The organism is Nocardia aegles, from assembly GCF_052545135.1.
This window is the reverse complement of record NZ_JBQWRI010000002.1, coordinates 145,798-171,786: the sequence shown is the minus strand read 5'-3', so window position 1 is coordinate 171,786 and position 25,989 is coordinate 145,798. Positions and strand designations below refer to the sequence as shown.

Annotated in this window: 23 protein-coding genes; 11 read left to right on the top strand and 12 right to left on the bottom strand. The window is 67.3% G+C overall.

Annotated features, from left to right (window positions below):
- Positions 1–3: 3 nt before the first annotated feature.
- The gene (locus ACT89H_RS06085) at positions 4–435 is read right to left on the bottom strand and encodes a limonene-1,2-epoxide hydrolase family protein (RefSeq protein ID WP_445107511.1); all 432 of its coding nucleotides are present in this window, start codon (positions 433–435) and stop codon (positions 4–6) included.
- A gap of 102 nt (positions 436–537) precedes the next feature.
- On the opposite strand from ACT89H_RS06085, the gene ACT89H_RS06080 reads away from it, so the two are divergent.
- From ACT89H_RS06080 to ACT89H_RS06065, 4 genes are all read left to right on the top strand, one after another.
- Complete coding sequence (locus ACT89H_RS06080; RefSeq protein WP_445107510.1) at positions 538–1,896, top strand: FAD-dependent oxidoreductase; 1,359 nt, start codon at positions 538–540, stop codon at positions 1,894–1,896.
- 360 nt (positions 1,897–2,256) lie between these two features.
- Positions 2,257–4,008, top strand: coding sequence for a PEP-utilizing enzyme (locus ACT89H_RS06075; protein ID WP_445107509.1), 1,752 nt, complete (start codon positions 2,257–2,259; stop codon positions 4,006–4,008).
- Positions 4,009–4,536: 528 nt separating this feature from the next.
- Positions 4,537–5,619 (top strand): acyl-CoA dehydrogenase family protein, encoded by a 1,083-nt coding sequence (locus ACT89H_RS06070; RefSeq protein WP_445107508.1) that lies wholly within the window; start codon positions 4,537–4,539, stop codon positions 5,617–5,619.
- Entirely contained in the window at positions 5,582–5,812 is a 231-nt protein-coding gene (locus ACT89H_RS06065) for a hypothetical protein (RefSeq protein WP_445107507.1), read from the top strand. The genes ACT89H_RS06070 and ACT89H_RS06065 overlap by 38 nt, the downstream gene beginning before the upstream one ends.
- A 97-nt stretch (positions 5,813–5,909) precedes the next feature.
- Here the strand turns inward: ACT89H_RS06065 and ACT89H_RS06060 are convergent, their stop codons facing one another.
- From ACT89H_RS06060 to ACT89H_RS06025, 8 genes are read right to left on the bottom strand one after another with little or no spacing between them, the layout of a single operon-like run.
- On the bottom strand, positions 5,910–7,247 hold the full coding sequence (locus tag ACT89H_RS06060; protein ID WP_445107506.1) for an NtaA/DmoA family FMN-dependent monooxygenase: 1,338 nt from the start codon (positions 7,245–7,247) through the stop codon (positions 5,910–5,912).
- Between the two features lies 1 nt (position 7,248).
- A complete protein-coding gene (locus ACT89H_RS06055; RefSeq protein ID WP_445107505.1) occupies positions 7,249–8,280 on the bottom strand; it encodes an aldo/keto reductase in 1,032 nt (343 codons plus the stop codon).
- Positions 8,281–8,304: 24 nt separating this feature from the next.
- Positions 8,305–9,570, bottom strand: a complete 1,266-nt coding sequence (locus ACT89H_RS06050) for an acyl-CoA dehydrogenase family protein (protein ID WP_445107504.1) — start codon at positions 9,568–9,570, stop codon at positions 8,305–8,307.
- The gene (locus ACT89H_RS06045; RefSeq protein WP_445107503.1) at positions 9,567–10,877 is read right to left on the bottom strand and encodes an acyl-CoA dehydrogenase family protein; all 1,311 of its coding nucleotides are present in this window, start codon (positions 10,875–10,877) and stop codon (positions 9,567–9,569) included. The genes ACT89H_RS06050 and ACT89H_RS06045 overlap by 4 nt, the downstream gene beginning before the upstream one ends.
- Positions 10,874–12,526: a dipeptide ABC transporter ATP-binding protein gene (locus tag ACT89H_RS06040; protein ID WP_445107502.1), complete on the bottom strand. Its 1,653-nt coding sequence runs from the start codon at positions 12,524–12,526 to the stop codon at positions 10,874–10,876. The genes ACT89H_RS06045 and ACT89H_RS06040 overlap by 4 nt, the downstream gene beginning before the upstream one ends.
- Positions 12,523–13,407, bottom strand: coding sequence for an ABC transporter permease (locus ACT89H_RS06035; RefSeq protein ID WP_445107501.1), 885 nt, complete (start codon positions 13,405–13,407; stop codon positions 12,523–12,525). The genes ACT89H_RS06040 and ACT89H_RS06035 overlap by 4 nt, the downstream gene beginning before the upstream one ends.
- A complete protein-coding gene (locus ACT89H_RS06030; protein WP_445107500.1) occupies positions 13,404–14,429 on the bottom strand; it encodes an ABC transporter permease in 1,026 nt (341 codons plus the stop codon). Before ACT89H_RS06030 ends, ACT89H_RS06035 begins: the two co-directional genes overlap by 4 nt.
- Before the next feature lie 10 nt (positions 14,430–14,439).
- Positions 14,440–16,074 (bottom strand): ABC transporter substrate-binding protein, encoded by a 1,635-nt coding sequence (locus ACT89H_RS06025; RefSeq protein WP_445107499.1) that lies wholly within the window; start codon positions 16,072–16,074, stop codon positions 14,440–14,442.
- Between the two features lie 96 nt (positions 16,075–16,170).
- On the opposite strand from ACT89H_RS06025, the gene ACT89H_RS06020 reads away from it, so the two are divergent.
- From ACT89H_RS06020 to ACT89H_RS06000, 5 genes are all read left to right on the top strand, one after another.
- A complete protein-coding gene (locus tag ACT89H_RS06020; protein ID WP_445107498.1) occupies positions 16,171–16,302 on the top strand; it encodes a hypothetical protein in 132 nt (43 codons plus the stop codon).
- Between the two features lie 74 nt (positions 16,303–16,376).
- Positions 16,377–17,309 carry a LysR family transcriptional regulator gene (locus ACT89H_RS06015; RefSeq protein WP_445107497.1) on the top strand — a complete coding sequence of 311 codons (933 nt, stop codon included), beginning with the start codon at positions 16,377–16,379 and terminating at the stop codon, positions 17,307–17,309.
- A 272-nt stretch (positions 17,310–17,581) separates the two neighbouring features.
- Entirely contained in the window at positions 17,582–18,922 is a 1,341-nt protein-coding gene (locus ACT89H_RS06010) for an LLM class flavin-dependent oxidoreductase (protein ID WP_445107496.1), read from the top strand.
- On the top strand, positions 18,922–20,265 hold the full coding sequence (locus ACT89H_RS06005; protein WP_445107495.1) for an NtaA/DmoA family FMN-dependent monooxygenase: 1,344 nt from the start codon (positions 18,922–18,924) through the stop codon (positions 20,263–20,265). The genes ACT89H_RS06010 and ACT89H_RS06005 overlap by 1 nt, the downstream gene beginning before the upstream one ends.
- Before the next feature lie 11 nt (positions 20,266–20,276).
- Positions 20,277–21,026 (top strand): aldo/keto reductase, encoded by a 750-nt coding sequence (locus tag ACT89H_RS06000; RefSeq protein WP_445107494.1) that lies wholly within the window; start codon positions 20,277–20,279, stop codon positions 21,024–21,026.
- 123 nt (positions 21,027–21,149) lie between these two features.
- On the opposite strand, the gene ACT89H_RS05995 is transcribed toward ACT89H_RS06000, so the two are convergent.
- On the bottom strand, positions 21,150–21,551 hold the full coding sequence (locus ACT89H_RS05995) for a DUF732 domain-containing protein (protein ID WP_445108236.1): 402 nt from the start codon (positions 21,549–21,551) through the stop codon (positions 21,150–21,152).
- A gap of 666 nt (positions 21,552–22,217) precedes the next feature.
- Here ACT89H_RS05995 and ACT89H_RS05990 point away from each other — a divergent pair.
- On the top strand, positions 22,218–22,793 hold the full coding sequence (locus ACT89H_RS05990; protein WP_445107493.1) for a DUF2510 domain-containing protein: 576 nt from the start codon (positions 22,218–22,220) through the stop codon (positions 22,791–22,793).
- 94 nt (positions 22,794–22,887) lie between these two features.
- On the opposite strand, the gene ACT89H_RS05985 is transcribed toward ACT89H_RS05990, so the two are convergent.
- Both ACT89H_RS05985 and ACT89H_RS05980 read right to left on the bottom strand, forming a co-directional pair.
- Positions 22,888–24,405: an FAD-binding oxidoreductase gene (locus ACT89H_RS05985; protein ID WP_445107492.1), complete on the bottom strand. Its 1,518-nt coding sequence runs from the start codon at positions 24,403–24,405 to the stop codon at positions 22,888–22,890.
- Between the two features lie 481 nt (positions 24,406–24,886).
- Positions 24,887–25,348 (bottom strand): hypothetical protein, encoded by a 462-nt coding sequence (locus ACT89H_RS05980; protein WP_445107491.1) that lies wholly within the window; start codon positions 25,346–25,348, stop codon positions 24,887–24,889.
- Positions 25,349–25,496: 148 nt separating this feature from the next.
- Between ACT89H_RS05980 and ACT89H_RS05975 the strand changes: the two genes are divergently transcribed.
- Entirely contained in the window at positions 25,497–25,988 is a 492-nt protein-coding gene (locus ACT89H_RS05975) for a DUF6301 family protein (protein WP_445107490.1), read from the top strand.
- The last annotated feature ends 1 nt before the right edge of the window (position 25,989 follow it).

The following is a 25,989-nucleotide window of genomic DNA, read 5'->3' as shown; positions in this document are numbered from 1 at the left end:
GAGTCAGTGCCGGTGGCGTGGAAAGCGTTCTTTGATAGGAGAGTCGGCGTTGTAGTCCGCGTAGCGCGCGATGCGGCCGTCCTCCACCACGAAGGTGCCCATGATCGGGATTTCGATCAGCACCGACCCGTCGGCCCCGTGCACCCGGTCCACCCGTTCGGTGAGCACGATGTTGCCGCGCGAGGCGATGTTGAGTAGCTCGGCGGTGCAGTACGCCATCTCGAGGGTGTCGTGCAGGGTGGTCAGGAACGTCATGGCTTCCTGCTTGCCCTTGGTCGCGGGTGAGCCCGTGTTCTCCCAGGACACGTTGTCGGTCATCCAGCGGTCGTAGCAGTCACGCATGTGCGGCCAGGCGCCCGGCCCCCAGTCGTCCAGGAAACCGACGACCGCCTTCTCTGCGTCGGTTCGGGGCTCGGCACCAGGGTGAATGTGCATCTGCGGGACCTCCTACTCCAAAAGAACGTGAAACAAATAGTCGCATGCCATACTATTTATGGTCAATCTAAATGGCAAAGGTTTCGCCGAGGAGGCAGCCGGATGGTGAACAGTGCGGTGGTAGTGGCGGGCGGCGGTATGTCCGGGTTGCTGGTCGCCGCGGCGGCGAGCCGCTACGCGAATCGCGTGGTGATCGTGGAGAAGGACCCCGTGCCGGACCAGCCCGGCCCGCGGCGCGGTGTGCCGCAGGGACGGCAGGTGCACGCGCTGCTGGGGGCCGGGCAGGATGCGATGGAGCGGCTATTGCCCGGCATTGTCGACGATTTCGAGGCCGCCGGCGCGCGGATGGTCGATTCTCCGGCCGATCTGGCGGTCTTCGGCAGCCAGGGCTGGGCAGGCCGGGTGCGCAGCGGCACCCGCACCGTGATGATGCGGCGGCCACAGCTCGAACATGTCGTCCGGGGCCGGGTGTTGGCTCTGCCCAACGTCGAGGTGCACACCTCCTCGGTGGTCGGCCTGACCGCGTCGGAGGACCGGTCGCGCATCACCGGCGTGCGACTGCTCGACGGCGAGGTCGTCGAGGCCGACCTCGTTGTCGATGCGACCGGCCGGGTCTCGCGCTCGCCCGAATGGCTGAAGGAGTTCGGCTACGAGGCGCCGGAGGAGAAGGAGATGCGATCTCACATCGGCTACGCGACGGTGGAGGTACACCTTCCGGAGGGTGCGCTGCCGGACGGTGTGGCGGGCGTGCTGTCCCATCCGCACCCGGCCAACTGCCGGGGTGCTGCGGTGGTGCCCGCCGACAACGGCGTCTATCTGATCGCGGGTCTGGGCATGCTGAATCAGGATCCACCCAAGGACGTGGACGGATTTCTGGCGCACCTGGATGCGGCGCCGAGTCCGATCGTCGGGGAGATCGCCCGTAAGGCCGAGTTCCTGGGACCGGTCGTGCCCTATAGGGTCAGGGGCAGTCGCCGGCGGATGTGGGAGAAACTCGAGCGGATGCCGGACGGGTATCTGGTCGTCGGCGACGCGGTAATGGCGTTCAACCCCCTCTATGGGCAGGGCATGTCGGTTGCGGCGTGTGAGGCGCTCGCCCTCGAACAGACCCTCGACGAGGACCGGATCCTCACGACCGCCGGCCGCCGCGCCCAGCGAGCCATGACCGAGGTGATCGACACCGTCTTCGCCATGGCGGTCTCCACCGACGGAGCCTACGAGGGAGCCGAACTCATCGGCGTCGAGCGGCCCTCCGCCGAGGCCGCGGCCGCCGGAGCCGCACTGTCCCAACTGGCCACGGAGGACGCTGAGGTGGCGCTGGCGACAAAACGCTACGCGCACTTCTTCGACCGCGACGCGTTGCGGACCCCGACTATTGCCGCCAAGCTCGCCGACTGGCAAGCGAAGCGGCGCACGGTCGTGCGCAACGATCCGGCGGTGGTGCCGGGCTTGATCGGCTGACCTGCCTGAAAGCGGCGAGCTCTGAAGGCGACGAGCCGGGCTCGCGTCGTTGGGGGTCTCGGCCTGCGACCGCGGTGTACCCCATCTCCTGCGCCGGCGACTGGAGCTGGGTCGCGGTGCCAGGCTGTCCAGGTAGTCGGTGTGGCGGTGGACTTGCCGTTCCCGTTGTGCGAGGTGATCTTCGCATTCTCCCGTTAAAGTCGGGTTGTCAATAGTATGCAGCTAGACTACCGTCATGTAATGTACATCACAGTGTGCAGATCCGGTGCCGGAGTCGCCTCCCGGATGAAGCCGACCCGATTTCGCCAGTGCGGCTATCGGATTGCGCACGAGAGGTATTGCTAGAGAGGGAGATTCGTCATGGTCGACATCACGCGCCCCTGGGTGGTGGACAACGAGCTCAGTGATCGGTGGCCGGTCTACACCCGCGGGAATGTCGGCGAGGTATCGTCCACGGCGGCGACCCCACTGTTCTGGAGCATGGTGGGCGGCCCGCTCGCCGAGCGCGAATGGAAGCAGGCCTTGGCCGAGTTCGGCGCCTTCGACCTCGACGAATTCCGTATCGATGTGATCGACATCCAGGCTCTGGTGCACGGCTACGTGTATCTGAACCTGTCCAACATGCGCACCTTCGGCGCCCGGATGCCGGGCGCCACACCGGATCTCATGGACCGGACCTACCTGGGCGACCGGCAGGCACCGCCCTACGTCCCGCACCCCGACGACGACAAGCCCGAGTACACCGAGCGGATTCTCGCCACCGTACAGCGTGTGCTGAGCGATACCGCACGCCCCGATGTCGAGGCGCACCGCGATGTCGCCGAGGATCTGCGCGCCCACCGCCCGGATCTGCGCGGGCTGCGGGAGCATGAGCTGGTGGATCGCAGCCGCCAGGTGATGAACGAGGTGTACCCGCCCCTGATTCGCACTCACCTGCGCATGGTCTACGAGGGGTCGGTGGTCACCGGCACACTCGACCAGACGCTGGCTCCACTCGAGGACCCCTCGCTCACCGTCGCGCTGATGAGCGGGCTGGGCAACGTCGCCTCGGCCGCACCGAACGAAGCCATGTGGCAGTTGGGGCGCCGTGTCGCGAGCAACCGGACACTGACCGCCGAATTCGACTGCGGCGTCAAGGATCTCGACGAGCGGTTGCGGTCCTCGGCCGAGGCGGAGGTGGAGGTGGAGGTGAAGTCGTTCGTCGCGGAGTTCGACGACTTCCTCTACCGATTCGGCTCGCGCTCGACCCAGGAGTGGGAACTCAACGCCAAGACCTGGGAAACCCACCCCGCCATCCCGCTCGGCATGATCGACCGGATGCGCTTGCAGCCGGAGGACAAGAACCCAGCCGCCCAGCAGGCCCGCTTGCGCGCCGAGCGAGACGCGATGCTGGCCGACGTGCGCTCCCGGCTCGTGGGTATGCCCGAACAACTCGCCGCTGTCGAACGCGTGCTCGCCTCGGTCGCCCTGTACTCCCAGGCCCGGGAGCAGAGCAAGACCAACACGATCCGAGTGCTGCACGAGGCGCGGATGTGCATGGTGGAACTGGGTGCCCGGTATGCCGCGCAGGGTGTCTTCGCCGAGCCCGGGGACATCGTCATGGTGCGCGAGGACGAACTCGACGCTCTCGTCGAGGACCCGGCGTCGTTTCGCGAAACCATCGCCGAGCGGTGGGAGTGGTGGCGCCAACTGTCGGAGTTGGAGCCGCCACTGATCATCGAGAAGGGGGCGGTCCCGCCGGTCACCGAGTGGCGCAAGCGGCGCGACCACGGTGTCGAGCCGGCCGCCGCCGGTCAGGTGCTCGAGGGCCTGCCCGCCTGTGCGGGCGTGGCCACCGGCAAGGCGCGGATTATCGAGGATCCGGAGGACGGTGTGGAACTGCAACCAGGCGAGATCCTGGTGGCGCCATGGACCGACCCGGGGTGGACGCCGTTGTTCACTTCCGCCGAGGCGGTCGTGGTGAACGTCGGCTCGTCGATGAGCCACGCGGCGATCGTCAGCCGGGAGCTCGGCATCCCCTGCGTACTGGGGGTCACCGACGCGACCAAACGCATCGCCGACGGCACGCTGTTGACCGTGGACGGCGCCACCGGAACGGTCACCGTCCACTGACCTGGTGAAGCTTTCCACGGTCAGCAGCGGTGTCATGATCTCCGCCGCGGTCGCACCGCGCGTGTGCCGCAGCTCCTCCTGAGCGCGGGCGATGGACTGCGCCGAGCGCGTGGTGGATTCCAGGTAGTCGGCCATGCCGCTCGTAGCTGATCGACACCGTCGACCAACAACGTAACCGAGGGCGCCGCCCCTCACGGCAGCGGCCGTTTCGTCGGGAAGCGGGATCGGTCTCGGCCTGCCATCGCCTCAGGGCCTCTGGCCGACACCTTCGCGTACTTGGTCAGGCTGCGTACCGAGGTGTGCCCGGACAATGCCATCAGCATCGGTGTGGACGCGCCACTCCCGGCGGCGTGGGTGAGCCGGGAGTCTTCCGTATCGGGACCCCACGACAGCGGTAGCCGCCGACTTCTCGCTCTGCGGGAATTTATCTCTGGCCGTGCCTAATCACCGCAGGTCTCGCCGGTGGCGTGGGACGTGAGGGGTCGGCGGGAACGGCTTTCGGTCGCCGCCAGGGGCGATGATGTCGAGGTGACCGCAGCGCGCAGCATCTCCGACTCCGACCTGTTACTCGCTCGGGTAGGGGACTACGCCGAGCAGGTGTTGCGCCCCGCCGCGCTGTCGACGGATCGGGGCGGGGTCCCCGCCGAGCGGATCGGTGAGCTGCGGGCGCTGGGCCTGCTCAATCACCTGGCGCCGCGAGAGTTCGGCGGACTGGCGATCGACCGCGACACCGACCGGCGGCTGCATGAGATCGTCGCGGGTGCCTGCTTCAACACCTGGCTGGTGTGGGCGCAGCACGCGCCGCTCATGGGGCGTATCGCCGCCATCCGCGCCGAGGGGGCGTCGTTGTCCGCTCTGTCCGAACAGATCCTGCGCGGTGAGGTGCTGGTCGGCGCGGGCGTCAGTGATGTGCGGCGGTTCCCGGATCACTTCATCGCCGCCCGCAAGTCCGCGGGTGGCTGGGTATTCGACGGCACCCTCTCTTGGGTCAGCGGATGGGGCCTCAATGCCGTGCTGGTCGTGGCCGCCGTGGAACCGGACACCGAGACTGTGGTGACCGCGCTGGTGCCGGTGAGTGAACGCACCCGCAGCGCTGGACCACTCGAACTCGGCGCCGTGGCGGGCAGCCGGACAGCACGGGTGCAGCTGGACGAGGTGTTCGTCCCCGACGAGAATGTGCTGGCCACGGAGAGTCTCGACCAAGCACGATTCGCCGATATCGGCACCGCGAGCGACGCGCGGGCCCATCACTTCGGTCTCGCCGAAACCGTCCTGACCGAGTTGGAGAACACCGGCCGACCGCTCGCCGTCGACGTCGCGGCGGCCTGGCGTCCGCGGATCGCCGACATCCGGGCCACTGCCTACGCTCTCGCTGACGAAGCCATGTCCGTGGGCGGGGGCCCGCATCGCCTCGACGAGCGCCTGGCCACCAAAGTCGCCAGCGGCGAAGCGCTCTCGGCGATTACCCGCGCGCTGCTCATCGCGCGAGCGGGCCGTGGCCTCGCCGGCGACGATACCGCGCAACTGCACGCCCGCTCCGCTCTCTTCGTCCTGGTTCAGGGACAGACCACCGATGTCCGTCGCGCCCAGCTCGCCCAGCTGGCTCGCTGATCACCACCGAACGCTCACCGCGCAGGCGCTGGAGGCGCACGGCTGGAAGGGTGCACTGCGCGGGATCGGCTGGGGTCGTCCGGACACTCTCGGCGTGGCCGCGATGCCGGCCGCCGCTGCACTGATACCGCTGTCACGCAAGCCGCCCGTCGACCGGACACCGATGCCGAGCCAGGACTGTCCGATGGCCTGACACCACTGGGCCACACCACCGTAGCGACGGAGCCGATCCCGGTTCCGGACAGCGAACCGGCCCACCAGTGCTGATGGGCCGGGTGTTCGCGGGCGAGTCAGGCGGAGGCGCGGGTGCGCTCGCGGGCCTGACGAGGGTGCGGTAGTCCGAAGCGTCCGCGCAGGGTGGGATCTGGGTAGTGGGTCTGGAACAGGCCGCGCTGCTGGAGGATGGGGACCACCAAGGTGGCGAAGTTCTCCAGGTCGACGGCGGTTTCGGCGGGCATGACGGTGAATCCGTCGGCGGTACCCGCGTTGAACCACGAGGTCAGATCGTCGGCGACCTGTTCGGGCGAGCCGACCAGCAGCCGGTGGCCCGACCCGCCTGCGCCGAGCTGGATCAGCTCGCGCGCAGTGCGTGGCCCGTCGGCGATCAGCGCTCTGGTCGAAACGCCGAAACCGGTGGAAAACGCCTCGGCTGGGATGGATTCGGGCAGATCGGCGAGGCCGATCGGATCGTCCGGCCCGAATGCGTTCGTCGGCAACCCGAGGTTGGTCAGCAGGCTCGCGGTGAGCCGCTCGATCGGCAACTGGTCGTAGAGTTGCCGCTCGCGCCGGCGGGCCTCGTCCTCGGTAGCCGCGACGAGCACCACCACCCCGAGCGAGATCTTCACATCGTCGGGATGACGGCCGGCCGCCGCCGCTCGCCGCCGGATGTCGTCGCGGAATGCGACGGCCTTGGCCTGGGTCTGGGCCACGGTGAACACGAGGTCGGCGAAGTCACCGGCGAGCTGCAAACCACCCTCGGACCCACCCGCCTGCACGATCACCGGTCGTCCCTGCGGTCCCGGTGCCACCGGCAGCGGCCCGGCCACCGAGAAGAACTCGCCCTCGTGGTCGATGCGATGGATCTTGCCGGTGTCGGCGTAGCGGCCGGTCGCCTTGTCCGCGATCAGCCAGTCGGGGTCCCAGCTGTCCCACAGCCGGGTGACGACGTCGAGGAATTCCCAGGCCCGCCGGTACCGGGTCGCCCGGTCCGGATGCTCGGCCAGGCCGAAGTTGGCTGCGGCGGCGAAAGTTCCGGTGGTGACGATATTGACTGCCGCCCGTCCCTTGGTCACATGATCGAGCGTCTGGAATCGCCGCGCGAGATTGTAGGGCGAGTTGTAGGTGGTGGACGAGGTGATCACCACACCCAGGTTCTCGGTCACCGCGGCCAGGTTGCCGAGCAGCACGAGCGGGTCGAGGCCGGTGCCGGGCGCCTCCTCGATCTCCCCGCGTAGCGCGGGGCTGTCACCGAGGAAGACCGCGTCGATCTTGGCGGCCTCGGCGATCTTCGCCAGTCGCTGGAAGTAGTCGATGTCGAGATAGGCCAGCGGATCGGCGTGATCCAGTCGCCACGCGTGGCGGAAATGTCCCGGGCTCAGCAGGGACAGGTTCAGGTGGAATCCGGTCATCTCAGAGCTTCAGTCCGGTTCCGTGCACGCCGTGCTCATCGATCAGCGCGAGCTCCTCCTCGGTGAAGTCCGGGAAGGTCAGGGCCGCGGTGTTGTGGTCGAGCTGGGCGACCGAGCTCGCGCCGATCAGCGCCGAGGTGACTTCGGGCTTGCGCAGCACCCATTGCAGGGCCAGCTGGGCCAGCGACTGGCCGCGGGCCTCGGCGATCTTGTTCAACTCCGTGGTGCGCTGCCGGTAGGTCTCGTCGATCACGTCGGGGGACAGGAACGTGCTGTTCTGCGCGCGGGCGCCGTCGGGAATGGTCTCGAGGTACTTGTCGGTGAGCAGTCCCTGGGCCAGCGGGGAGTAGACGATCACGCCGAAGCCGTCCTGGGCGGCGGTGTCGAGCAGGCCGTTCTGTTCGGGTCGGCGGTCGTAGATCGAGTACCTGGCCTGATGGATGAGCAGTGGCACACCTGCCGCGCGCAGCTGCTCGGCGACCTCGTGGGTGCGATCGGGCAGGTAATTGGAGATGCCGATGTAGAGGGCCTTGCCCTGCTGCACCGCGCTGACCAGAGCGCCGACGGTCTCCTCCAGTGGAGTGTCGAGGTCGGGGCGGTGGTGGTAGAAGATGTCGACGTAGTCGGTGCCGAGGTCACGCAGGCTGTGGTCGAGGGAGGCCAGAATGGATTTGCGGGAGCCGCCGCGCAGGTAGGGGCTCGGGCCGATCGGATTGCCCGCCTTGGTGGACAGGATGATCTCGTCCCGGTACGGGCCGAGGTCCTTGGCGAGCACCCGGCCGAAATTCTTCTGCGCCGCGCGGTGCGGTGGACCGTAGCGGTCGGCATTGTCGAAGTGGGTGATGCCCAGATCGAAGGCGCGCAGGATGATCTCGCGCTGGGTCTGGAACGGGTAGTCGGTGCCGAACTTCTGCCACAGACCGAAGGAGAAGGCGGGCAGGTCGAGACCGGAGTTACCGGTGCGGCGGTAGGGGATCTTCTCGTAGCGGTCCTGCGCGGCGGTGTAGGTCAGGTCGTAGGCGCCGTAGCTCATCAGGTGGTTCTTTCTCTCGTCGGTTCAGAAGAGGCCGGTGGTCGGGGGCTGCTCGCCCGTCAGGTGGAACGCGCCGGCGACGGCCTGCTTCCACTGGCGGGGATTGTGGTTGGCCGCGGTACGCGCATTGCGCCAGTGCCGGTCGAAGCCGAGGCCTCGGTCGGTGATCGACCCGCCGCCCACGTCGAAGACGAGTCCGGCTGCGGCCAAGGCGGATTCGATGGCGATCACACCTGCCTGGGCGATCTCGACAGCGGCCGCGGCGGCCGCTGTCCTGGCATCCGCGCCGGTGCGCCCGCGCACGTCGTCGAGGGTTTCGGCGGCCAGCACCACTACCGCCCGCGCGGCGAGGGCACGGGCGGCGATCTCGCCGACGGTCTGGCGGACGTAGGGGTCCTCGACGCTGCTGGTCGCGGTGCTGTGCTTGATCGGGCGGGCCTTCTCGCGCACGAATGTGACCGCGTCGTCGCGCGCCCGCGCCGCGATTCCCGCCTGGACAGCGGCCAGATACAGCTGCGCGAAGGAGCCCTGCCACGGGTTGTCGGGTTCGGTCTCCGGTGCCGGGATGACCTCGTCGGCAGATACCCGCACGCCGGTGAACCGGGTGGTGCCGCTGGCGGTGAGGCGCTGGCCGACCGCGTCGAAGTCGTCGAGCCGCTGCACTCCTTCGCGATCCAACGGCACCGTGAACCGCAGGATCTCATCGTCCTCGGTGCGCGCCTGGGTCGAGAACCAGTGCGCGTAGAGACCGCCGGTCGAGTAGTACTTCTCGCCGTCGATCACCCAGTCCTCGCCGTCGCGGCGGGCGGTGGCATTGACCTGGCCGCCGGCTCCGCCGGTGCGCTCGTTGGAGGTGCCCGCGAACAGTTCCCGGTTGCGCAGTCGCTGCAGGATCAGCGCCCGGTGCGGCAGGTCCGGCCTGCTCGCCGCCTGGTTCGCGATCAAAAAGCTGGCCCGCAGTGCCTGCGCCACATTGGAATCGGCGCGGGCGATCTCGATCACCAGTTCGGTGACCTCGCGCAGCGAGCCGCCTGCCCCGCCGTCGGCCACCGCGATACCGGTCAGCGTGACGCCGGCCTCCGCGAGCGCGCGCACGTCGGCGAAGGCGTAATCGCGCGTCTCCTCTCGCACTCGCGCGGTGTCGCCCAGCCTGCGCAGGATCGGCGCCGTCGCCGACCTGATCCCGGCCACGGTGAGTGCCGCAGCCGCATCGGGCTGCTCGACGCTGTTGTCGGTATGCGATCGATCGTGATTCACGTCGTCGGACCGATCGAGGTGTGCGGTGGTCATCGCGCACCGTCCGAGAACGCGTCGGCGGTGCGCACCGCGTCGGTGTCTGCCGGTCCGGTGCCGGTGTGGGAGGACCGCTGACGGTAGTAGCCGGGCACCGGGATGTTGCCGTTGAGCACGAAGTCACCGAGGACGCGCGGCTTGTAGACCACCGGATTGTGGGAGGCCAGGGTGCGGGCATTGCGCCAGTGCCGGTCCAGGTGGACGCGGTTGCGCACCGCGGAGGAGCCGCCTGCGTCGAAAGCCCTTGTCGCGGCGTCGAGTACGGCTTCGATGATGGCGATCTGGGCGGCCGAGGTGTCGAGGTAGGCGCGGGCGTAGGCGGCTTCGTCACCGGCGCGGTGGGCGGCCTCCAGCTGTTCGGCGGCGTGGCGCAACAGTGTCTCGGCGGTGAGCCTGCGCGTCTCCAGGGTGCCGATGACGGACAGGATGTCGGGGTCCTCGGTGGCGGTCTGGGTGAGGGCGTGCAGGCTCGTGCGGGTCCGGGCGCGCACGATCGCGGCGGTCTCGGCGACGATGCTGCGGGCGATTCCGGTGAGGTTGGCCAGGTGCACGATCTGGACGAAGGAATCCAGGCCGCGCAGCGACTCCTGATGGCGGCCGACGTCGCCGTGCTCCGCGACGGGGACGTCCACGAAATAGGTGGTGCCACTACCGGTCTGGCGCTGACCGATGCCGTCCCAGTCGTCGGCGTGGGTGACGCCGGGGTGGCGGGCGGGAATCACCACGAAGCGGCGGTTGCCGTCGTCGTCGGCGACGGCCGTGCGGATGAAGTCGGCGAATCGCGCGCCGGTGGAGTAGAACTTGGTGCCCGAGACCACGCGCGCCCCGTCGGCGCCGATGTGCTCTCGCGTGGTGATCGTGCCCCAGCCGACGGATTCGCCCTCGGCGGGTGCGGCCTCGGCGACGAGGGCCGCGGGTTCGGACTGCGCGTTGCCGAACACCGCGCCTTCGCTGATTCGCCGGAACCAGTGCTCGCGCACCACGGGGTCGGTTTCGGCGCGCAGGATCTCGGTGGTGGTGAAGTGACCGCGCCAGATCTGCGGGATGTTGGAGTCGGCCTGCCCGGCCTCGGCGAGCAGAGCGACCAGCGTCGGTAGATCGACGTCGAAACCGCCGAACTCCACCGGCACTCGCAACCGGCCGAAACCGGCGTCGGCCAGCGACCGGATCAGCTCGTCGGGGTGCTCGAAGGTGAGATCGCGATCGCCGGTGCCCGGCGCGAACTCGGCCAGGACGGCCCGGATGCGGGCCAGCGCCTCGTCCAGGGACGCGGGGGCAGTGGTGGTAGTGGTGGTAGTGGTCATGACAGTCCTCCGATGAGGTCGCGGCCGGCGATCGCGTCGAGCAGTCGAACGGTGTAATCGTCGGTGGGAGAAGAGAAGACCTGGTCCACGGTGCCCTGTTCGACGATGCGGCCCTGCCGCATCACGGCCACGCGATCGGAGATCGCCCGCACCACGGCCAGATCGTGGGAAATGAAGAGGTAGGTCAAGCCTCGGTCCTCCTGCAGGCCGCGCAGCAGATCCAGGATCTGCGCCGCGACCGAGACGTCCAGCGCCGAGATCGGCTCGTCCAGCACGATCACCTTCGGCTCCACCACCAGCGCCCGGGCGATGGCCACCCGCTGACGCTGCCCACCGGACAGTTCCCGCGGATGACGGTCGACGAAATCGGCGGGCAGCGCCGCCGCCTCCAGGGCGGCCACCACCCGATCCCGGTTCGGCTTGCCACGACGGAAGCCGCGCCGCGGTTCGAACGAGCGCAGCGGCTCGTCCACCACGTCGTACACGCCGAAACGCGGATCGAACGAGGAATACGGGTTCTGGTACACGATCTGTACGTCGCGGCGCAGTGGCCGGAACTCCCGGCGACCCAGCCGGGTGATATCGGTCCCGAGCAGCTGAACCCGCCCCGAATCCGCCTCGGTCAGCCCGGTCAGCACCCGCGCGGTCGTCGATTTACCGCTGCCGGATTCGCCGACGATGGAAAAGGTTTCGCCGCGCCGCACCCGGAACGAGATGTCGTCCACGGCGGGCACGCCACCGTAGTTCTTGCGCAACTGCTCGACGTCGATGACGGTCTCGTTCGTGACCTCGACCGGCGGACGGTCGCGCACCCACGGCCGCCGCGACGGCACACTGTCGAGCAGGCGGCGAGTATAGGGGTGCCGGGGAGCGGCGACCAGTTGCGCGGTCGGCCCGAATTCGACCAGCCTGCCCTGGTGCAGCACCCCGATCAGATCGGAGCGGTCGGCGGCCACACCGAGATCGTGGGTCACCAGCACCACGCTGGTTCCGGTGCGCGTGCGGACCTCGTCGAGCAGGTCGAGCACCTGCTTCTGCACCGTCGCGTCCAGCGCCGAGGTCGGTTCGTCGGCGATGATCAGCTCCGGCTCCGCCGCGACGGCGGCGGCGATGAGCACGCGCTGACGCATGCCGCCGGACAACTCGTGCGGATACTGCCGGTAGCGGCGCTCGACATCGGTGAAGCCGACCAGCTCGAACAGTTCGTGGACCCGCTGTCGGCGCGCCGCGGTGCCGAGGTCGGTGTGCAGGCGCAGAACGTCCTCGACCTGGTGGCCCACGCGCCGAACCGGATCGAGCGACACCGTCGGATCCTGTGGGATGAGACTGATCGCCCGCCCGCGGACCGACCGCCAGCCTTTGGCGCTGAGCTCGGTGAGGACCTGGCCGCGGAAGGTGATGGTGCCACCGGTCACCGACCCGTTGGCGGGCAGTAGCCCGAGTACCGCGTGCGCGGTGGTGGACTTGCCGGACCCGGACTCGCCGACCAGGGCGAGCACCTGGCCTGCGGGCACCTCGAAGGAAACGTCGTGCACAGCCGGGACGAGCCGGTCACGCACTCGGTATCCGACCTCCAGGTCGGATACCGTCAACACCGGCGTGTCGACGGATTCCACTGCGGGACTGTCTGTTTCGTAAGCGACGCTCATACGGAGGTGCTCCTGGTGAGGTGACGGGACAGGCGATTGGTCGCCAGCACCACCGCGACGAGGGTGAGACCCGGCCACAGCGTCAGCCAGCCGCGGGTGGCGATGTAGTTGCGGCCGTCGGCCACCAGACGGCCCCACTCCGGGTCCGGCGGCTGTGCGCCGAGGCCGAGGAAACTCAGCGAGGCGATCCAGATGATCGCGATGCCGAACTGCACGGTGATCAGCGCGACCGTCGGCGCGATCGAATTGGGGACCACGTGCCGCCGCAGGATGGCTGCCGTCGACGCGCCGCTGGTGGTGGCCGCTTCGACGTAGGTGCTGGTGCGGGCCTTGACCACTTCCGAACGGAGCAGCCGGGCGAAGGTCGCCGCCGAACTCAGCCCGACGGCGATGCCTGCCTGCCACACCCCGAAGCCCAGGAGCACCACGATGGTGATCGCGAGCAGGAAACCGGGGATCGACAGCACCACGTCGATCAGCCGCATGACCAGGCTGTCGGGGAAACCGGCGAACCAGCCCGCCACCGCACCGAGCAGCGAACCGACGAACACGCCGACCAGCACGGCGATGGCCGAGCCGAGCAGCGAGGCACGCGCGCCGTAGACGATCCGGGCGTACAGATCCCGGCCGAGCTGATCGGTGCCGAACCAGTGTTCCGCCGACGGGGGTTTCAGCTTCTGTGCCGGATTCACCGCCAGCGGATCGAAACTCGTGAACAGTTGCGGGACGACCGCCCACAGCAGCACCGTGCCGACGACCACCGCCGCCAGCACCACACTCCAGTTCCTGCGGGTCCAGTGCCACGCGAACAACGTATTTCGGCTGTTACCCGTCGGATCGGTCGGTGTGGTGACCGATCCGGGGATTTCGACGGCGGTCATGGCATCACCACCTCGGCAGGCAGGCGACGCGGAACAGGCGCGACGATCTCCGTGCGCTTCACTACGCGCGATCCGGTGACCCGGCGCGTGCGCCCATCCACGAGCACCCGCGGATCGATGAACGGATAGGCCAGGTCGACCGCCAGATTCACCAGCACATAGGCCGCCGTCGACAGTAGCACCACCCCTTGGACAATCGGCAGGTCCTGGGTGTCGACCGCGACCACGGTCAGCTGGCCGATGCCCTGACGCGCGTACACCGATTCGGTCACGACCGCACCGGCGATGAGCTCACCGAATGCCAGACCGAGCAGCGTGAGCACCGGCAGGCAGGAGTTGCGCAGCACGTCCTTGCGGAAGATGTAGCCCTCACCCGCACCCCTGGCCGCCACCACGTGGACGAACGGCCGCTGCCGGGTCGTGCGCACCGAGGTGGCGAACACCTGGGCCATCGGCGCGGCCACGATCAGCCCCAGGGTCGCCGCGGGTGCGAGGAGCGCGACCAGCGTGCCGTTGTCGACCGAGGGAATCAGGTGCCAGCGAAACGACAGATATTGCAGCGCCAGTACACCCACCACGAAGGTCGGTACCGAGGCGAACAGGGCAGGCGCGGAATCGAACACCCCGCGCAGCCACGCCCACGGCGTGTAGTTGGCGGCGACCGCGACGATACCGGCGAACACCAGTCCGAACACCAGCCCCAGGCCCGTCAACGTCAGGGTCGAGGGCAGGGCGTCGGCGACCGCCTGCGTCACCGGCTTTCCGTTGGTGAGTGAGAAGCCCAGGTCACCGTGCAGCAGCGCCCACAGTGCGCGCAGGTACTGCTCCCACACCGGCCGGTCGAGCCCGTAGAACTCGAGCAACTGCCGACCGGCCTCCGGCGTGATCTGCGCTTCTGGGTTCTGGATCCGGTTGGTCACCGAATCGCCCGGCAGCGCGCTGAGCAACAGGAACGACAGGGTGTAGGCGGCCCAGAGGACCAGTACCGCCTGCATCAGCCGCCGCAAGACATAGTTACGCATCTGCCCGCCCCTACTTGGTGATCCAGGTGTCGTAGAGCCAGGTGCGGGCCGTGGACTCGGTGCTGAAACCGTGCACGGTCGGCGCCAGGCCGAAGACCTGGGTCTCGTCGTAGAGCGGAATCGCGTAACCCTCGCCGAACACGCGGTCCTCGATCGCCTGCACCGCCTTGGCGCGCGCGGCCGGATCGAACTCGAAGGCCTGTGCGCGCACCAGATTGTCGAGGGTCTGGTCGGGGACCGGTGCGAAGAACTCGTTCTGCGCGGTGCTGTCGAACGCGGTGCGCAGCACATCGGCCTCGGCACGCGAGGTCTGGCCTTGCACCAGGGACCAGTTGTCGGGGCGGTTGTTGCGCAGCGAGTCGTATTCGGTCTGCGACGCGCTGCGGATCACCAGGTCGACGCCCGCCTTCTTCCACTGCGATTGCAGCAGCTCCAGCACCGGCTGCGACACCTGGTAGACCGGGGCCACCCACACGTCGAACTGCAGGCGCTTGCCGTCCTTGACCCGGATGCCGTCGCTGCCCTTCTTCCAGCCCGCGCCCTCGAGCAGCGAATTCGCCTTGGCCAGGTCGTAGTTCAGGTACCTGCGCGCGTCACCGCGGGATGGAGTGCCGTCGACCAGGATGGACGTCGGGATGGGGTAGCTGGGCGAGAGGACCGTCTTGTTGATCTCGGTGCGGTCGGTGGCGGCTTGCAGCGCGAGGCGAACGTCCTTCTCCCGGATCGGAGAATTCGAATCCAGTTGCGCCGACAGCTTGTTTGTCTGTCCCTGGACGGGGAAGGCCACGATCCGGCCGCCGTTGGCGGTCACCGTTTCCTCGTCATCGGGGGTGATGTTGCGGGAAATGTCCGCCTCACCCGATTGCAGTGCCCCCACGCGGGTACCCGCCTCGTGCACCGTCTTGAACACGACCCGCTCGAGATAGGCCTTGCCTTGGTGAGCCGATCCTTCGGGCGCCCAGTTGTAATCCTCCCGGCGGGTGAGGGTGACGCCGTTGTTGCCGTCGACCGACTCCACGACGAACGGACCCGATCCGATCCAGTTCTTCACTTGCCCTTGCCCGTTGAGATCCTTCTGCAGAAACGGCTTGGCGAGGATGGAACCGACCCGATAGAACGACGCTACCTGGAGGAAGCCGGCATTGGGCTTGGTGAAGGCGACCTCGATGGTCAGCGGGTCGATCACGGTCGAGGCCTGGTAGTCGGAGAAGAACCGGTCCGGTGGGATGCCGAGTGTCTTGTCGCCCAGGGCGTGCTGGTCGTAGTTGGCCTTCACGATCGCCGCGTCGACCGGGTCGCCGTTGCTGAAGGTCACCCCTTTGCGCAGCCGGAAGGTGTACTTCAGCTTGTCGGGGCTGATCTCCCACGACTCGGCCAGCCAGGGCTTGATCTGCCCCGTCTTGGGATCCTGCCAGGTGAGGCGATCGGCGAGGTTGTTGGCGACCTGGCTGTTGGACCAGATCGAATTCGTCGGCAGCCAGGCGGTGTACTCGATCGGGTCGTAGAACCGGAGTGTGCCGCCGAACACGGGGTCGCCTGCTGCTTCTCCTGGCGACGACGCGCCACCGCAGGCGGCGAGCGCCGAGGCGAGGGCGATGGCCACGGTGCCGGACGCCAGGAGCCTGCGGAATCGGATAGTCCTCATTGCGGTGGTAGATCTTTCGTCGAAGCGGATGGTGACGGGTGCACTCCGGAGATTAGGTCCGCAACCGTCGCATTCCGCGATTTCGGATCGCCAAGAATGACTACACCGATATTGAAGTTCGTCTTCACGATCCGAGCGTTCGAACGTGCACAGAAACTGAACGTGCTCGACCCGCCCGCCGATCTCGACCCACACTCGCCGCATGTGGCTCTCGCCCGGTCGGCGTAGCGGAACTGCACAGAATCGCGCTGATCGTAAGGATTTCCCGGAATGTCGTCGGTAGCGAGTATGGGGATATCGGGATGCCAACCGATCGGAGCGAGGAATTCATGTACGACATTCGACGTCTGGTCCTGTTGCGTGATCTCGCGGAGCGAACCACCATGACCGCGGTGTCGGAATTGCATGGAATCACCACCTCGGCGGTGTCGCAACAGTTGCGCATCTTGGAGGAGGAAGTGGGCACCGTGCTCACTCGGCGCGAAGGCCGGGTGCTGCGTCTGACCCACGCGGGCCGGGTGCTGGTGGACTACACCTCGCGTGTCATCGCCGCCCTCGAGGAGGCCGAGAGTGCGGTGGCCGCGACCGCGGAGGCGATCACCGGGGTGCTCACCCTGGCAACCTTCCGCACCGCGCAGACCCGACTTGCGCTGCCCGCCGCCGCGAAGCTGATGAACGAGCATCCCGGTCTGCGGGTGCGGGTGGTGGACCTGAGGCCGGTGGACTCGGTGCCCGCGGTGCGCCAGCAGGAGGTCGATATCGCGATCACCTACTCGTACTCGTTCCGGGCTCGCGACCTGCCGCTCGGGCTGTCCTCGGAGTTCCTGTTCGATGATCCGCTGGTGTTGCTCGCCCCGCCGGGCCCGCGGGAACGGGCACGTCAGCATGGCTTGGCCGCGGTGCGCGATGCGGACTGGATCACTGCCCGCGACGGGGCGCCGTCGATCGTGTCGGTGCTGTACGCGTGCCGCGAGGCCGGTTTCGCCCCGCGCATCGAGCATCGCAGCGGCAGCTTCGCCGGGATGGCCGAGATGGTCGACCACGGGCTCGGTGTCGCGGTGGTGCCGCAGATGTCGGTTCCGCCGGAGTACCGGCATCTGATCGCATGCACCATCACCGACGGGTCGCGGCAGGTCGGCGTGACCTACCGGCAGGCCGCGCTGGAACGACCGGCCATCGGGGCGGCCATCCGCGCGCTGCGCGGCATCGCCACACCCGAGCAACTGGCGTCATAGTCGTGGGCGACGATCGGCGATGCGGGCCTCTCCGACACTGAATCGCGAATTTCTCGACAATCCCTTCATCGTGGCCAGGGCGCCTTTATCGGCGGATTCCGGTAGGCCGCACAGATACATGCGTCCGATCGCTGACGTCGGTCGTGACGCGACCAGGAAAGTGACACCCGAATGACTACCGTGACACCAGCACAGACCGTGCACGGCCTGGACGAGACCGCATTCGCCGACGCGCCGGCGGCGATCGCGGGCCGCGCGCAGGAGCAGCAGCCATGAACCGACGACAGGTGCATCTCAACGTCAACATTCTCAACGCGGGAGTATTCGGCGGATCGTGGCGCTTCCCCGGCACCGATCCGGCCGCCTGCTTCACCCTCGACCACTACGTGCGAATCGCGCAGCGCGCCGAGGCGGCCACCTTCGACGCGATCTTCCTCGCCGACGGCCCCGCCATCCGGGAGGACATCCGATACCGGCCGTTCAACAGCCTCGAACCGACCGTCATCCTGGCCGCCGTCGCCGCGGCCACCGAACGTATCGGACTCATCGCCACCCTGTCGTCGAGCTACAACGACCCCTACGACGTGGCCCGCCGCTTCGCCTCACTCGACCTGCTCAGCGGCGGTCGCACCGGCTGGAACGTCGTCACCACGGCGGGCGCGGACGCCGCCCGAAATTTCGGTTTCGACACCGAACCGGCGCACGGCGCCCGCTACGAACGCGCCGCCGAATTCGTCGAGGTGGTGCGCACGCTCTGGAACAGCTGGGAGCCCGGCGCCCTGATCGGTGACAAGGCCACCCACCGTTTCGCCGACCCAGCGCGTATCCACCGGGCCGATCACCGTGGCCCGCATTTCGACGTGGCGGGCCCGCTGAACGTGCCGCGCTCACCGCAGGGCGAACCGGTGGTCGTGCAGGCGGGTGCGTCGAAGGACGGCCGGGCACTGGCCGCCCGGGTCGGCGAGGTGATCTTCACCGCCGCCCAGACCGAGGACGAGGCGGGGGAGTACTACCGCGACGTCAAGGGCCGCGCCGCCGGATACGGTCGCCGAGCCGAGGATGTCCTGGTGCTACCCGGCCTGTCCACGGTGATCGGCTCCACCGAGGCCGAAGCCGCGCAACGCAGGGAACTGCTCGCCGAACTGGTGCCCCCGGAGTACGCGCTCGACCGGTTGGCGAGCCAGCTCGGCGTCGACCGCGACGACCTGACCCTCGACGGTCCGCTGCCGTGGCACCTGCTCGCCGACCCCGACGAAGCAGGCGGCTCGCAGACGTTCTACAAGATCGCGCTCGGCCTGGCTCGCCGCGAGAACCTGACGGTGCGGCAACTGCTGCGCAGATTGGGTGGCGGCGCGGGCCACCGGATCGTCACCGGCACACCGGAACAGATCGCCGACGCGATCATCGACTGGGTCGACAAGGGCATCGCCGACGGTTTCAACCTGATGCCCGACGTGCTGCCCGGCGGCTTCGACGACTTCGTCGACGGCGTCGTGCCGATCCTGCGCGAGCGCGGCGTGTTCCGCACCGACTACGAGGCGACCACCCTGCGCGGTCACCTCGGACTGCCCGTCCCCGCCTACCGGGGAACCGCCGCGGAAGGGGCTGCCTGATGGCACGCAGACTGCATTTCCTCGTCAATGTCGGCAGTGCCGGCTACCACCCGGCCGCCTGGCTCGAGCCGGCTTTGCCCGCCGACGCGTTCATCCAGCTGCCGCACTATCAGCGAGTGGCCGCCGAGGCCGAACGCGGCGCCCTCGACGGGCTGCTGTTCCCCGACATCCCGGTGCAGCAGCCGGGGATCGCCCGCGCGCCCGCGGCCACCCTCGACCCGATCCTGCTCACCTCGGCGCTGGCCGTGTCGACCGAGCGCATCGGACTGATCCCCACCGCGACGACCTCGCTGAACCTGCCGTACAACCTGGCCCGAAGAATCCTGTCGCTCGACCATATCAGCGGCGGCAGAGCGGGCTGGAACGTCGTCACCACCTTCGAGCCCGCCGCGGCACGCAACTTCGGCATCCGTGAACTACCCGAGCGCGACGAACGCTACCGGCGCGCCGGCGAATATGTCCGTCTCACCGAGAAGCTCTGGGACAGTTGGGAATCCGATGCGGTGATCGGTGACCAGGAGCTCGGCCGGTTCGCCGATGCCGACCGCGTGCACGCGGTCGAGCACCGCGGCGAGTTCTACTCGGTGGCGGGACCGCTGAACGTGCTGCGCTCGCCGCAAGGCCGCCCGGTCCTGGTGCAGGCCGGCGCGTCCCCGCAGGGCCGCGCGTTCGCCGCCGCGCACGCCGAGGCGATCTACACGACCCAGCTGAGTCTGTCGGCCTCGCGTACGTTCTCCGCCGAGATCCGCTCGGCCGCAGCGGCGTCCGGCCGCGACGGGGACGCGATCCGCATTCTGCCCGGGCTGGTGCCGGTGATCGGCGCGACCGAGGCCGAAGCCAGGGCACGCTTCGATGAGTTGCAGGGCCGCCTGCACCCCGACAGCGCGCCTGCCCGCCAGCTCGCCCGCTGGCTCGGTTACCCCGACGTGGAACTCGACCTCGACTCGCCACTGCCACTGCGGCTCACCACGCTGCCCGAAGGCCGGATCGGCCCGCAGGGCTTCTTCGCCGCGATCACCGGATACGCCCGCGAGACCGGACACACCGTGCGGCAACTGCTCACCGAATTTCTCGGCGGGCACCGCGTGGTGATCGGCACGCCGGTGACGGTGGCCGACCACATCGAGCTGTGGTTCCGCACGGGCAGCATCGACGGCTTCACCATCATCCCGGCCGTCCTGCCCGGTTACCTCACCGACTTCGTCGACCAGGTGGTGCCCGAGCTGCGCAAGCGCGGACTGTTCCGCCACGAGTACGAGCACACCACCCTGCGCGGGCACCTCGGGCTGCCCGAGCCCGCGAATTCCTTTGCCCGCGAGCCTGTCTCCGCTGCCGGAAACTGACAACTCATTCCATGACGTCGCGATACCCCTGCCGCACCGGCGTGCTGGTCAGCCCACTCACACTGGCCGCCATGAACTTCGGTGCCTGGGCCAACCGTGATCAAGACGACGCGGCGAAGATCATCCACCGCGCTCTCGACGCGGGCATCAATGTCGTCGACACCGCCGACGTGGACTGCCAGGGCGAGAACGAGGAGATCGTCGGCAAGGCGCTGCGCGGCTGTCGCGACGACGTGGTGCTCGCCGGCAAATTCCACGGCCAGATCGGTACCGACCCCAACAGTCGCGGCGACTCCCGGCGCTGGATCATCCGGGCCGTGGACGACTCGCTGCGCCGCCTCGGCACCGACCACCTCGTCCTCTACCAGGGGCACCGGCCCGAATCGGTCAGCACGCTCGAGGAAACCGTTGCGGCGCTGGACGATCTCGTGTGTTCGGGCAAGATCCCTATTACGGCACCTCGGTGTCCCTCCGGTGAACTGGTCGAGGCGCAGTGGATCGCGGACAGCCGGGAGGTGAATCGTGCTGCTGCCGCACAGGTTCCGTATCCGCTGCTGATCCGCGGTATCGAGCGGGAGACCTTGCCGATCGCCAGAAGGTACGGTCTGGGTGCACTCACCTACGGCCCACTCGCGGCCAGCTGGCCGTCGGGCCAGTACCGGCGCAGCGCAGCCACAGTCGCACCGCGCCGACCTGATCCCGGGCAGGTTCGACATCGAATCACCCGCGCACGATTTCCCGCTAGAATTTGGCCCGAATGATATTCCGCTTACCCAGGTCGAACGTTCGTCCTTCCAGTGCTGCGGCTGGTGCAGACCGGCAGCGGCGGCATGTGTGGCCCGGAAATCCTTGACCCACAGCGAACCCAGGCCGCGGCGTCCGATTCACGATGCGAATTCCGGGCACAAGTTCGTCGTCGCCGCGCTCACGAACAGCGTGCCCTGGCTGAAACGGTAAACCCGCTCAACCGAAGATATCTCGTCGAGAACCGACACACCTGCGCGCAGGTGGTCACAGGTCGCGTAACCCGCGGTAATCATCTCGGTCGCCGATTTTCCGGGCAGGGTGGCGTTGTTCAGGCTGATCTCGTCGAAGAACATGGCTTCGGCGGTGCTGGTGTCGGCCGTCGCGGTAGCACCGTCGACCGCAGCATTTCCGAGTGCCACGAGTATCGCAGCACAGGCAACTGCGAAGGTGCGGCGGCGGATTCGGTTGATCACCATGATGTCTTTCCTTGGGTTCAGGCGCCGTTGTCGACGCAGTACCAACGATCCCGCAGCCACCATCGGCAAAGAACCCACCCCAGGGCTGACACAGGCCACCCTCGAATCTCGCCTGTGCTCCCTGGCAGGATGCGGTCGCGCTGGAAGTGCCAGCCCGACTGGGGACAGGAGGGCCGCCTCCCCAGCAACCCGACAACCGCCGAGTTCCTGCAAGCGCTGGCGACCGGCGAAGCGCCATAAGCCACGACGCCCTCGACGCCCGATCCACCCCGTGGGCTTTGACCAGCAAAGTAGATGGAACCTACGAATTCGAGCTCCTGTCCCTGCGAGAGTATTTCGCTGCCCGGTTCCTCTACCGCAACGCGGGCGAGGAAAATCCTGACTTCTCGACACCACGGCCGTGCTACGCGAGCTGCTGCGTCGCCCCTATTGGCTCAACACTGCCAGGTTCTATGGGCGCAACGCGAAGGGGAACGCAATCTACCCTCTGACGGCCGGGATCGATCTGCGGATGCGGCGTCACGATTCCGAGTTCCGGTCTGACGAGGCTGACCAGCCCGTTCACGGGCGCTGCCGCTGCCGCGTTCGCAATCCGGTTCATCCCGCTCCTCCTCCTGAGCCTCGTAGAACTCGCGCAGGACGGCCCCGCGCTCGTCTTCAACGCTGTCGCATGGGACGCCTTCACCGCGAGCCTGAGCCGGCGCGGCATCCACCTCTAGACGCACGACGATGCCCTCGCACACCACTGCGGGGGCATCGTCATGTCGGGACACGATCGCGCAAGTCAGCTGGAACGTGCCCCTTACCCTTCCGGCCGATACGCCACACTCGATACAGTCTGAGAGCTTCGTAACGGCCCCCCAGCCGAAACGATTGATCAATCAACAACAGACTGCACCAGGGGTCACCGTGTCCCAACCGCCGCCAGGGCCGCCACCACCGCCATATGGGCCACCGCCTCGTCCTGCGAGGCCGTACAAAAAGAACGACCCGGCCTGGCTAGGCCCACTGATCGTTGCAATCGTTGTAATTTTCGTGCTCGGCATGGCGGAACAGTCTGGGCTTGACGGCACTGGGTTCACGGTGCTGCTCATCCTGGCTATACCTGTAGGGCTCCTCGTACTGATTGTCCGCGCCCTGATTCGAGTGGGCGACAAACGGCCCGCGCCGGTCGTGATCGCTCCACCGCGAACTTCCGGCCCTCCCCCAGGCTGGTATCCAGACAGTGCAGGCGTGAGGCGCTGGTTCGACGGCAGCCAGTGGACGGAGTTCACTCAGCCGCCGCCGAACCCCGACAGCCCCTGAAACGCCAATAGTCTGAACGCCTCATCGCCGACGCGAAGCTGGCGCAGAGCACGTCGCCCGCGTCCTACCTGGCCCTGCGAGTGGCCGATGCCGGTCAACGTGATGCGGGTGGGATGCTCTGCTCGTACTGGAACACGTTGTGGGGGTCGTACTTCGCTTTGATCTCCCGCAGCCGCTCGAAGTGCTCGCTGCCCCAGTAGGCGGGCTCCCACCGCTGCATTCCAACGTTCGGCACGTTGACGTAGGCGCCGTCCACATAGGGTCGCAGTGCCTGGCTGAACTCGGCGGTCCAGGCTTGGGCCTGCGCGGTCAGCGGGTCGCCGACTCCGGGTTGTGAGGAACGAGTTCCCCAGGCCGCGCCGATCTCGCCGTAGAAGAGCGCGTCGCGGTGCGCGAAGGCCGTACCGCCGGTCGGCTCCTTCTCGATCGCCCCGCCGAAGGCATCGACGAAGTAGTTGCTGTCTTCGGAGGGAGCGTTGCGCATGAAGTCGCCGATGATGTCGATGGCCGCCTTCGGAAACCGCTGTTTGGCGAACTGCGAGAAGAACTTCCAGTTCGCGGGCTCCTGCGCGAGTGGAATCTGGCTTCCGCCGAAGATGTCGCCCCAGTTGCCGACCCGCACCGTGACATCGGGTGTGCCGACCGACAGGATCGGCGCCAGCATCTCCCTGGCCTGCGCCGCCTCCCCTTCCACGAGCCACCCGGACAGCATGATCTGGGATTTGTGGATCTCCAGCTCGGACCCCAGCCTGCTGTCGGCGGACGGCACCGTGCGCTGCCATGCCTCGAAGATCCCGTTCAGATCCCCGAGTCCGTCCCATGTCGCCTGCACGGAGGCAAGATGGTCGAGCGGATGGACCGTGTAGGTGAGTTGTGTGACGATGCCGAAGTTGCCGTTTCCCGCCCCGCGCAGCGCCCAGAGCAGGTCCGAGTGGTGCTGGGAGTCCACGGTGATCACCTCGGCGCAGTCGTGACCGGACGCGACAACGACTTCGGCTCCCGTCAGGCTGTCGCAGGCCATGCCGAACGAACGGTTGAGCGGCCCCAGACCGCCGCCGAGCGTCGCACCGGCCAAACTCACGCTGCCTTCACTACCGGTCGTGGCCGCGAGGTTCTGCTTCGCGAGCGCTGTCACCGCTTCCAGCTGCGTTATTCCGGCGCCGACCGTCGCGATACGAGTGTCGGGGTCGATCCGCACCGACTTCAGCCCGCTGACGTCGATCACGATGCCGTTGTCGACATTCGACCAGCCTTCGAGAGCGTGGCGGCCGCTGCGCACCCGCAGGGCGATGTCGTGCTGCCGCGCCCACGTCAGGGCGTTCACCACGTCCTCGGTGTTCCGCGCGAACACGATGACCAGCGGATAGTGCGAAAAGAGCTGATCCCAGCCGAGTCGCGCCTCCGTGTAGGACGCGTCACCGGGGCGCACGATATCGCCGGTCAACGTCGCGGGCGGGCATTGCGGGTTCGTGTTCGGCTGATCTGCGATATCGCGGGCGCTCGTGTCCGCGTGATCCAGCGTGACCGCCGCAGTGAGGCCCGCGCCGACGACTGCGCCGACGCCCGCGGCCGCCGACGCCCTGATCAGGTCACGGCGAGAAAGATCGCTCAAGGTCCAGTCCTCTCGATCGGGCTACGCGACTACCCGGCACACTCGAGGAACTCGCACCCGCCGGGCAGTCCTACGTGGTCGACCTCCGCACGTTAACCGGGTGGCGTGGTGACACGTATCGGACACGCCTGTCGGGGACCGATCTCGAACCTCTGCCCGCCGGACATCTCCTACCAGCGAGATCCCGTTCGAAACAGGCCCTGGACCGGCGACCCGCCGCCCGAAACTCCGGACAGAACCTCGTCATCCGCCGGAAGTCGGGCTCGCCGGTCCGGCTGCTATGTGTCAGGCGCGGGCGAACAGCAGTTCGGCGATGAGGGCTTCCGTGCGGGTGCGGATCTCACAGAACCCAGCGTTGAGAATTGCCGATGGACGTGGATCGTAATTCGACCTGAAGAGTTTATTTACTGGTCCTCGAGCACGCTCCGAGCCGCTTCGACATAGAGACATCAAAGCATTCGTCTATAAGTAGCGCAGATAATTACCCATAGTAGCCTGGGCCGGCGACCAGAATAGATTCAAAATATCGAGCCAAGCCATCCCGATCGACATCATTGCCGCCCTCGCGATTGAATCCCAGAGTCAGATCGGGGCAGCTAGGGCAGTAAGGATCGCTATCATCTACCCGAAACCCTCGCAAACGAATAATATTCAACACTGATTCAGCTGTCTCCACGAACACCTCGATACCCTCGAAGGTGACCTGCACGTCGGAATCAATGTCCTCGGGCCGCCAAACCTCGATGGCTGTCAAACGACCATCGGAGCCGAGATGTGCGAATACATCGAGGTTCAGATTCCGGTCGCACACGCGGAGCCTATTTGTCGGCCCCTCGAGTAGTTCAGGAACACCCCAGGAACCCATAGCCCCGGCGGCTTCATCGGAAGACATACCCAGGAGGAGTGGCGGCACACCCACTGGTGGAATCAAGCTCAAGTTCATCTAAGATCCTTTCCCTTTCCCTAGAATTATAAAACAGAGGGTGAATAAGCGCAGTATCGAGAATTCCGCTGATGACTGCCGGGAGGAAATTGACCTGTTTCGAGGCACGGTGGCAGGGATCAATTCGCACGCAATGTAAGGTCGTCCTGTGACTGAATGGCGAGCGCTCAGCGATGCCGAGATCGTCGAGTTGGCTACCCAGCTCTTGTCTCTGGATTGGTCGTGGCGGATGGCTGATATCCCTCAGCTGGCCGCCGAATTCGGCTGGGAGGTGCAGAGTCTCCGGGAGCGATCAGCCATCTTCGACGTGGGCTTCGGCATGGCGAGCGGAGGGGTGCAAGGCCGCGCCGACCTGGCCGAAGTGATCGAGGTGGCAGTGACTGCCAGGACAACCAGTGACGCAAGTGGCCACACATCGCTACGCGATGCCTTCGCGCGGATGGTGTCGGCGCTTACTGATGAACTGGGCGCACCGTCGAAGCAACTTCCAGGGGAGGAACCTGAGGTCCGTTGGGCCGGGGAAAGGACAACACTCCAACTGATTTGCTTCGAAACCATGGTATGCCTGTACTTGGTGACAAACTCGTGGCTCGCCATGCACGACAAGACCATCGAGCTGCAAGAACAAGGACTGATATGAC